Here is an 8,743-nt window from a genome sequence, read left to right on the forward strand (position 1 = left end):
GAATGTCAGAAGGATTCAATACGGATAACCTGCGGAGGCTCAACAACAGCAGCAATGATACGGATCCGGCGCAACGCGTCATTCAAGGCGGCTTCCACCGTCTCATGAAGGATCATGACCACCGGCACCGCCTCACCCGGCGCACGACCTCTCTGGACAACCGCTTCCATCGAAACCTTGGCATCACGCAAGGCCGCAGCAATCTCGGCAAAAACACCCGGCAGGTCCTCGACCATCAGACGCACATAATAAGCACCCTTGCGGGCTTCCATGGTCCACTCCGGCAAAGGCACAAGATCAGCCACCGGAACACCAAAGACAGGACCAACACGCCCCGCCGCAATATCCATCAAATCAGCCACCACAGCGGAAGCGGTCGGACCACCACCGGCACCCCGGCCCTCCAGGACCGAACGCCCGACAAACTGACCCTCGGCGACAACGGCATTAAAAACACCCTCTACGGCAGCAATGGGGGCATCCTTGCGAACCAGGCAAGGATGTACCCTCTGCTCGATACCACGATCTGTAGCCTGCGCAATTCCCAACAGCTTGATTCGGTATCCCAGCTCGTCAGCAAAGGCGATATCCATAGCCGTCAACGAACGAATACCCTCGACATAAATGGCATCAAAGTCAGTACGCGTACCAAATGCAAGGCTGGTGAGAATCGCCAACTTATGAGCCGTATCAACACCATCAACATCAAAAGACGGATCTGCTTCCGCATATCCCAGCTTCTGGGCATCCAGTAGAACATCCGCAAAATTCCGTCCGGTCTCGCGCATGTTTGTAAGGATATAATTGCAGGTACCGTTCAAGATGCCATAAACGCAGCTTATCTGGTTGGCAGACAGACCCTCCCGCAAGACCTTGACGACAGGAATACCACCAGCAACAGCAGCCTCCCAGCCCAAGGCAACACCCTTCTTTTCCGCAAGGGCAGCCAGTTCAGCGCCATGGTGGGCCAACAAAGCCTTGTTGGCCGTAACTACGTGATACCCGCGCCCCAAGGCCGCCCTGACCACCTGTCCAGCTACACCATCTTCGCCGCCAACCAGCTCGCAGACGACATCAACGTGGTGGTCAGAAACCAACGCCACAGGGTCGTCGTACCATGTAATCCCTTCCATGGAAAAACCACGTTCCCGACCAGGTGTTCTGGCAGAGACCGCAACAACCTCTATCGGGCGCCCACAACGGGCCGCGATAACCGGGGCATTTCTCTGCAAGACCCTGATCGTTTCCGCACCAACCGTACCAAGACCTACAACAGCAACCTTCAGGGAATTGGGCACGAGAAAACAAGCTCCTTGGGAATTAAGGGGGAGTTTATATAACCGGACGATCCATAACGCGCCCGATCTCGGATTCCGACACTACACCCGCCCCCTGGCGCTGCAGGAACCCCTTGATATTGCGAACAGCCTGACGGATCCGGTGTTTGTTCTCAACCAAGCCAATGCGGACATAGCCATCGCCATGCTCTCCGAAACCAAGGCCAGGGGCAACCGCGACCTTGGCCTCTTGCATCAGCAGCTTGGCAAACTCGACAGACCCGAGGTGACTGAAAGCGGGTGGAATGGGCGCCCAGGCAAACATGGAAGCCGGCGGGCTGGGAACCATCCAACCTGCGTGGTGCAGACCCTCGATCAGAACGTCACGGCGTTGGCGGTACATGGTGCGGATCTGTTCCACGCAATCCTGAGGGCCATTCAGGGCTGCTGTAGCAGCCACCTGAATAGGTGTAAAGGCACCATAGTCCAGGTAACTTTTGACGCGGGCCAACGCTTTGATCAACCTGGGATTCCCTGCGGCAAACCCAATACGCCACCCGGCCATGTTGTAGGACTTGGACATAGAGGAAAATTCCACCGCCACGTCCTTTGAACCCGGAACCTGCAAGATGGATGGGGGAGGATTCCCGTCAAAATAAATTTCACAGTAGGCAATATCGGACAGCACAAAGATGTCATGCTTACGGCAAAACGCGATGATATCCTTATAAAAATCAAGCGTTGCAACCATCGCCGTCGGGTTGGACGGGAAGTTGACAATAACAGCAACCGGCTTGGGAACACTGTGGCGTACTCCACGCTCCAAGGCACGCAAAAACTCTTCATCGGGACAGGCGGGTATTGACCGCACAGCTGCACCGGCAATGATGAAACCGAAGGCATGAATGGGATAACTGGGGTCAGGGGACAGGATAACATCACCCGGGCTGGTTATGGCTTGGGCAAGATTAGCGAGCCCTTCCTTGGAGCCGATAGTAACAATCACTTCATCTTCGGGATCAAGGCTGACATCAAACCGACGACGGTAATACCCCGCCAATGCCTTGCGCAGACCAGGTATACCCCGCGACTGGGAATAGCAGTGCGCCCTTGGATTGGTGGCAGCTTCGATCAGTTTTTCAACAATATGGGGTGGCGTCGGTTGGTCGGGATTCCCCATGCCAAGGTCAATAATGTCTTCCCCGGCAGCACGAGCCTTTGCTTTCATCGCGTTGACTTCAGCAAAAACATAGGGCGGAAGGCGTTTTATACGATGAAATTCCTGGTCCATGTCCCGTTCCGGAAAAAACACTGCGCACTTGATACTGCACTGTTTACCGCGTCACACAAACGGAAGCGATAGTTGTTTTTCAGAAAACAGCTTTCCAGTGATCAAAATACGATCAAAGCAATTTTCGGGAACATTCATAACAAAAAAAGGAAAAACATAGAATATCAATAACCAAACCAAATCCGGGTATAATGCCCCCCTTCATCCGAAGAAGTCTCCGATTCATGCTCCTCCCTGTCACCTATGACAATAGCCGATGCATAGAGAGCTGTAGCAGGAATTCCTTGGGCCTGTAGAACGCTGACCACACTGCGGGCTCGTTGCAAGGCTGTACTATAAGATGCAGCGTGACCAACCACGTGGACGGTCTCATCTGCCCCCCGCTGATGCCTGAGGCGTGCTACTTGGCGCAGAATGTCATGGTCTGTACGGTCGAGAGAAAAAGATGCGGGCTGATATTCAATGGTTGCTACCAACGTGGTTTTCCCGGACTCTTGGGCTGCCCTTTCAGGAATACTCACCCTGTCGGGAGAGACAGCAGATACGCCTTGCGAATCAACAAGCACGGTAACTGGAAATTCCGGTTGCGTATCAACAACAGGCTTTGCCACGAAGGCTCTGTCCCCATTACTTGGCGTTGCTGATGGAGCAACGTCATCAACAACAGACTCCGCTTTCACAGGAGCAACCGGCTTTGGTACAGCAGGGGCAGGTGCTGTATCGACAGAAACATCAGACGCAGCAGCAGAGCGGCTCAGAATCTTTTGCTCGAAAGGCTGCTCTCTCTTCCTATCCAGCACATACTCTGGATGAGATGGAGCAGAGACCAGGCCTTCAGATCCATGAGCCTGATCACGCACAAGGTCCGGATTCGTCCCGTCAGCCTTGGCAGGCATAACCACTTCCAAGCAGCAGATCAGCACAGCAAGAAACCGAGAAATGACCGAAGGGTGCACATAGAAGGCCCTGAACATGTCTTGAATCCTCCCCTTGCGAGAAACCCGTTCCATACCCCACCCGGGTTTATTATAACTCCCAAGAAAAACAATCTACTGAAAGGTAGTGAAATTCACAGAAACTATCTTCATGATAGCATCTACTTGTTCCCTCCCCAGATCCTGATTTCTGGGCCATCCTCTCTCGTCTGCCTGATTTGTACCCCATCACCAAGACCTGAACGATCAAGGACCCAGGAAAGAAAACGCCCATGCCGGACAAGATCCCTGATCATCCAGCGCGCCCGGACGCCCAGATCCCGGACCCCACGGACATATCCCGGGCCTTGTCCAGTATTGCAGAACGCAGTCAGCGCCTGATTCAGGAATTTATCCGGCGTCATCCCGAAAATGCAGAACCGGATACGCTCGACCCTCTTAATATCGCCGGTGCGTTCCTGGAAATGACAACCCGCCTGATGGCTGACCCAGCCAGACTTGTCGAAGCTCAGGTGTCTCTTTGGCAGGACTACGTCAATCTTTGGCAGAACACAGCCTTGCGCATGATGGGTGAAAAAGCCCCTCCCGTGGTAGAGCCTGACAAGAGCGACAAACGCTTCCGTGACGAGGCATGGCAAGATAACGAGCTCTTCGACTTCATAAAACAGTCGTATCTTTTGACAGCGCGCTGGATCCGCAGCACCGTCAAGGATGTTGAAGGACTTGATGAACAGTCAGCCCGCAAGGTTGACTTCTACACACGCCAGTTTGTTGACGCGATGGCTCCCTCCAACTTCGTTCTGACCAACCCCGAAGTTCTGCGTATTACAGCTGAGACTGGCGGTGAGAACCTGATCAAGGGACTTGAACACCTTCTGTCTGATCTTGAACGCGGGCGCGGACGGCTGCGGATTTCCATGACCGACGAGAATGCTTTCGATATCGGCCGGAATGTTGCATCCACCCCGGGACAGGTCATTTTCCAGAATGACCTTATCCAGCTTATTCAGTACGCGCCATCAACAGAAACTGTGAAACATGTACCCCTTCTTATTATTCCGCCTTGGATAAACAAGTACTACATTCTTGACCTGAGAGAGAACAACAGCCTCGTCAAATGGTGTGTTGATCAGGGTTTCAGTGTCTTTGTCATCTCGTGGGTCAATCCGGATGAACATCTGGCGGCAAAGTCTTTTGAAGATTACATGACCGAAGGCCCACTGGCTGCAATAGAGGCAATCAAGGCCCAGACACACACGGAATCCATCCATGCCCTGGGCTATTGCCTTGGCGGCACACTGCTGGCCAGTACATTGGCATGGCTCAAAGCCAACGGACAGGACAGGTGCATAACCTCTGCCACCCTTCTGGCAGCCCTGACCGATTTTTCTGATCCCGGTGAGATCAGCGTATTTATCGATGACGAGCAGCTGGAGGTTCTTGACAGCAAGATGTCAAGGACAGGATATCTTGATGGCGCAGACATGGCGAACAGCTTTAACATGCTGCGCTCCAACGAGCTAATCTGGTCTTTTGTCGTCAATAACTACCTGCTTGGCAAGGAACCGTTCCCTTTTGATCTTCTGTACTGGAACAGCGATTCCACCCGGATGCCGGCATCCATGCACAGCTTCTACCTGCACAACATGTACAGGGAAAACAACCTGATCAAACCAGGCGGCATTACCCTGAAGGGAACACCGATAAACCTGCGCTGCATCGATACCCCGGTCTATATGCTGTCCTGCCGCGAGGATCACATCGCCCCATGGAAAGCGACCTATGCCGCAACACATATTTTCACGGGCAAGGTACGCTTTGTATTGGGCGCATCAGGACACATTGCCGGCGTTATAAACCCCCCGGCAGCCGGTAAATATGCATACTGGACCAATGGCCAGAAGGCCAAAACACCGGATGACTGGCTGCAGAAAGCCAAGGAACATAAAGGAAGCTGGTGGACGGACTGGATGGCATGGCTCAAGCCACAAAGTGGTGAAGACATACCGGCCCGAGACCCCGAACATGGCCCAATGACACCGCTTGAACCCGCACCGGGCCAGTATGTCCGCATCCGTGCCGGCTGAGAGTCTCTCAAAGTGAGACGATCATCTCCCGGTACTCTTTTCCCAGTGCAGAGTAATGCGCGCACTGGCTGACGATAAAGTCTGTCTCATCCGGCGTCAGATCCCTCATTTTACGGGCCGGACTCCCTCCCCATAATTCTCCGGACGGTATCCTGCGCCCTTGGGGTACCAATGCACCGGCAGCAACCATAGCCCCGCTTTCCACCACGGCAAAATCCATAACAACGGCCCCCATGCCTATGAAGGAGCGACTTTGCAAGGTACAGGCATGGATAATACAGTTGTGACCGACCAGAACATCATCCCCTATCGCGGTACCAGACTTCCCGCGCGAGACGTGGACAACCGTCCCGTCCTGAATGTTGGAGCGGCACCCGATCCGGATCTGGTGAACATCCCCCCGCACCACAGCCCCGAACCAAACCGAAGATCCCGCACCAATCACCACGTCACCAATCACACTAGCGCCCGGGGCAACAAAAACCGTAGGGTCAAGAGCCGGAGTCACACCACGCCACGGCAGAATGATGGGATTGGTCTGCATGCGAAAGCTCCTTTTGCCTGCGCAGACTTAATACAAGTGCTGCCCGCCGGTCACAAAAATTTCGCTGCCATTTATATAACCAAACTCTGACGAACAAAGCCGAAACACACAAGAGGCGACATCCTCGGGTGTTCCCATACGATCAAGCGGAATACGTGGAATCAGAGCCTCATACTCGCTCGACACCATTTCTGTTTTTATCTCTCCGGGGGCAACAGCATTAACCCGGATGCCCAATTGGGCCATTTCAGCCGCCATCTCCCGGGTCAAGCCCGACAAGGCACTTTTGCTTGTGGAGTAGGCAGAACCAGCAAAGGGATGCACAGCATGCCCGGCAATCGAGGTAATATTGACGATTGCCCCCTGCCCCCGGTGCAAATCAGCAGCGAACCCCCGGGCCAAACGCAGGGGGGTGAAGAAGTTAAGCTCGAAAACAGAGCGCCACCCATCGAGATCACCATTCAGGACCCCCAAACGCTCACGGAAAGGCGTTTTTGGGGAGATCCCGGCGTTATTGACCAAGGCATGCAACGGATCACCACCCAAGACCGAATGCACCTGCTCCACCAAACGCTCGACAGAATCAGGGCAGGATAAATCGGCACAGAGGTGCTCGCTCCATTCCCCGGGACGCGGCACAGACACAGCCCCCCTGGCACAGGTTATAACCCGCCATCCTTCGGCACAGAAACGCAAAGCTGTTGCCAAGCCAATGCCACGGCTGGCGCCACTGATAAAAACAGTATGCACAATAGCCACAATCGATGCCCTTTACTCTTCCCCGGTCAGAAGACCATCACTATGGAACAAAGCATATAACAGATATCGGTCTACATATTGGCCTGAACAGAAAAATATCCCGATTGAAAGGACAACGTTTCACTTCTATACATCCGCGCCCGAGCCTGCTTCCACAAATGAGAGAAGAATACCACCATGGGCCTTGTCACGCCCACACTGCCTACAACCAAACGGCGCGATCCCAGGGTTGATTTCTTCCGGGGCCTGGCGCTGGTATTCATGTTCTGGGACCACCTGCCGGACAATCCTCTGGGCCTGATAACAATCCGGAACTTCGGATTGAGCGATGCTGCTGAAATCTTTGTCTTTCTCGCTGGATACTCTGCAGCCATGGCATGGGGGAACCTTCTGCGGCAGAAAGGGTATTGGATTGCGGCAAGGCGCATACTGAAACGGGCCATAACGCTCTACGGAACGTATCTTCTCCTGACAGGATTGCTCGTTGCCAATGCCTGTGCCCTACAGCTCCTGCCACAATCATCGGCGTATAAAGGGGAATGGAGCCAACTGCCCGTCTGGCTGAATGATACACAAGCCTGGTGGGGCATTGTAACCCTGCAATACTGCCTGCCGCTTCTTGATCCACTGCCGCTCTATATTGTTCTTCTGCTTGGCATGGCTCTTACACTACCGCTTCTTGTCTACCGCCCGCTTGTTCTCGGGGCCTTGTCGGCATGCCTGTATGCCTCAACCCTGCTATTTGAACTTTCTATTCCGGGAACGGCTGCAAATCCCCTCTTTTTCAACCCTCTTGGGTGGCAGTTTCTTTTTTGTCTGGGCGGTCTGTGCGCGTTATACAGTGATTGCTTTCTTCCGTCCTCCCACTCCTCACGCACCCGCACCATGGCCCTGCTGATTCTCGGCACCGGCTTCCTGCTTGCCTGGAGCTGGAAATTTCCGGAACTGCACGACGCCTTCGTACCCCAAACGTTGGCAACATGGCTTTATCCCATTGACAAAAGCCTACCAGACCCTATGCGCATCCTTCACTTTCTTGCCCTCGCTTGGTTTAGCATCGTGGTGATCCCCTCGGGACCATGGCTGGATCACACGTATTCTGTTTGCCTGAGAAGAATGGGCCGTCACTCTCTATTTGTTTTTGGTACCGGCGTTATCGTCACTCCCTTCCTGACCATTCCGGCCTACGCGGCGGGAAACAGCCCTGTCGCCCATATTGTGACCGGGCTTGCCGGAACCACACTGCTCGCCCTGCTTGCAAGTGCCACAGACAGGAAAGCGAGCGTTATTCCAATGCATGCATCCAGAACAGATGCAAAAACAGCCTGAAAAGTTTTCTGGAAAGACACAATACCAAAGACCCATATACAGACAGAGGGTTTCTGACGAATCGATACTGCCAGTAAAAAATGTTAAGCATTCCCCCTGCTTCAGGAAGGATCATCCAGAAAAAATCATCGTTAAATTATGGGGTTGCGTGTTTTTACAGGGGCATGCCATTCAATGAGGGTGTAGTATGCATTCGTGCTCTCCTGTTTGTGAGCTTGATCGCTAAATGGCTTTGAATTTTGATTGCTATTTGGCGTGCTCGGTGCGTGTGAGGGTGCGGTACACGGTTGGCCTGGAGACGGAGAACAGCTCGGCCAGATCGCTGATGCTGTAGTCACCGGTATCGTACATCCGCCGCAACTCGCATTGCTGCCGTTCGGAGAGCTTGGGCTTCTTGCCGCGTAGTTTGCCCTTGGCGCGGGCTACCGCCATGCCCTCGCGGGTCCGTAGCCGGATGATGTCCGACTCAAACTCCGCAAAGGTAGCGAGGATGTTGAAGAACATCTTCCCCATGGGGTCGG

The 8,743-nt window shown here is 53.8% G+C and carries 8 protein-coding genes; 2 read left to right on the forward strand and 6 right to left on the reverse strand.

Annotation, left to right across the window (positions count from 1 at the left end):
- Positions 1 to 5: 5 nt before the first annotated feature.
- The 3 genes from HEQ61_RS02560 to HEQ61_RS02570 all read right to left on the reverse strand — a co-directional run bounded on the left by HEQ61_RS02560 (position 6) and on the right by HEQ61_RS02570 (position 3,542).
- Positions 6 to 1,298, reverse strand: a complete 1,293-nt coding sequence (locus HEQ61_RS02560; protein WP_168019176.1) for a homoserine dehydrogenase — start codon at positions 1,296 to 1,298, stop codon at positions 6 to 8.
- A 34-nt stretch (positions 1,299 to 1,332) separates the two neighbouring features.
- Entirely contained in the window at positions 1,333 to 2,568 is a 1,236-nt protein-coding gene (locus HEQ61_RS02565) for an LL-diaminopimelate aminotransferase (protein WP_168019177.1), read from the reverse strand.
- 164 nt (positions 2,569 to 2,732) lie between these two features.
- The gene (locus tag HEQ61_RS02570; RefSeq protein WP_168019178.1) at positions 2,733 to 3,542 is read right to left on the reverse strand and encodes a hypothetical protein; all 810 of its coding nucleotides are present in this window, start codon (positions 3,540 to 3,542) and stop codon (positions 2,733 to 2,735) included.
- Positions 3,543 to 3,775: 233 nt separating this feature from the next.
- On the opposite strand from HEQ61_RS02570, the gene HEQ61_RS02575 reads away from it, so the two are divergent.
- On the forward strand, positions 3,776 to 5,590 hold the full coding sequence (locus tag HEQ61_RS02575) for a PHA/PHB synthase family protein (protein WP_168019179.1): 1,815 nt from the start codon (positions 3,776 to 3,778) through the stop codon (positions 5,588 to 5,590).
- Between the two features lie 7 nt (positions 5,591 to 5,597).
- Here HEQ61_RS02575 and HEQ61_RS02580 read toward each other — a convergent pair whose 3' ends face one another.
- The gene (locus HEQ61_RS02580) at positions 5,598 to 6,134 is read right to left on the reverse strand and encodes a gamma carbonic anhydrase family protein (RefSeq protein ID WP_168019180.1); all 537 of its coding nucleotides are present in this window, start codon (positions 6,132 to 6,134) and stop codon (positions 5,598 to 5,600) included.
- 27 nt (positions 6,135 to 6,161) lie between these two features.
- Positions 6,162 to 6,884 carry an SDR family NAD(P)-dependent oxidoreductase gene (locus HEQ61_RS02585; protein WP_168019276.1) on the reverse strand — a complete coding sequence of 241 codons (723 nt, stop codon included), beginning with the start codon at positions 6,882 to 6,884 and terminating at the stop codon, positions 6,162 to 6,164.
- Between the two features lie 186 nt (positions 6,885 to 7,070).
- On the opposite strand from HEQ61_RS02585, the gene HEQ61_RS02590 reads away from it, so the two are divergent.
- Positions 7,071 to 8,222, forward strand: a complete 1,152-nt coding sequence (locus HEQ61_RS02590) for an OpgC family protein (protein ID WP_168019181.1) — start codon at positions 7,071 to 7,073, stop codon at positions 8,220 to 8,222.
- Positions 8,223 to 8,468: 246 nt separating this feature from the next.
- Here HEQ61_RS02590 and HEQ61_RS02595 read toward each other — a convergent pair.
- Positions 8,469 to 8,743: helix-turn-helix domain-containing protein (locus HEQ61_RS02595; protein ID WP_168084748.1), on the reverse strand; the 275-nt coding region annotated here is incomplete at its 5' end.

Origin of the sequence: Haematospirillum sp. H4485 (assembly GCF_012102745.1) — a bacterium.
Taxonomy (GTDB): Bacteria; Pseudomonadota; Alphaproteobacteria; order Rhodospirillales; family Rhodospirillaceae; genus Haematospirillum.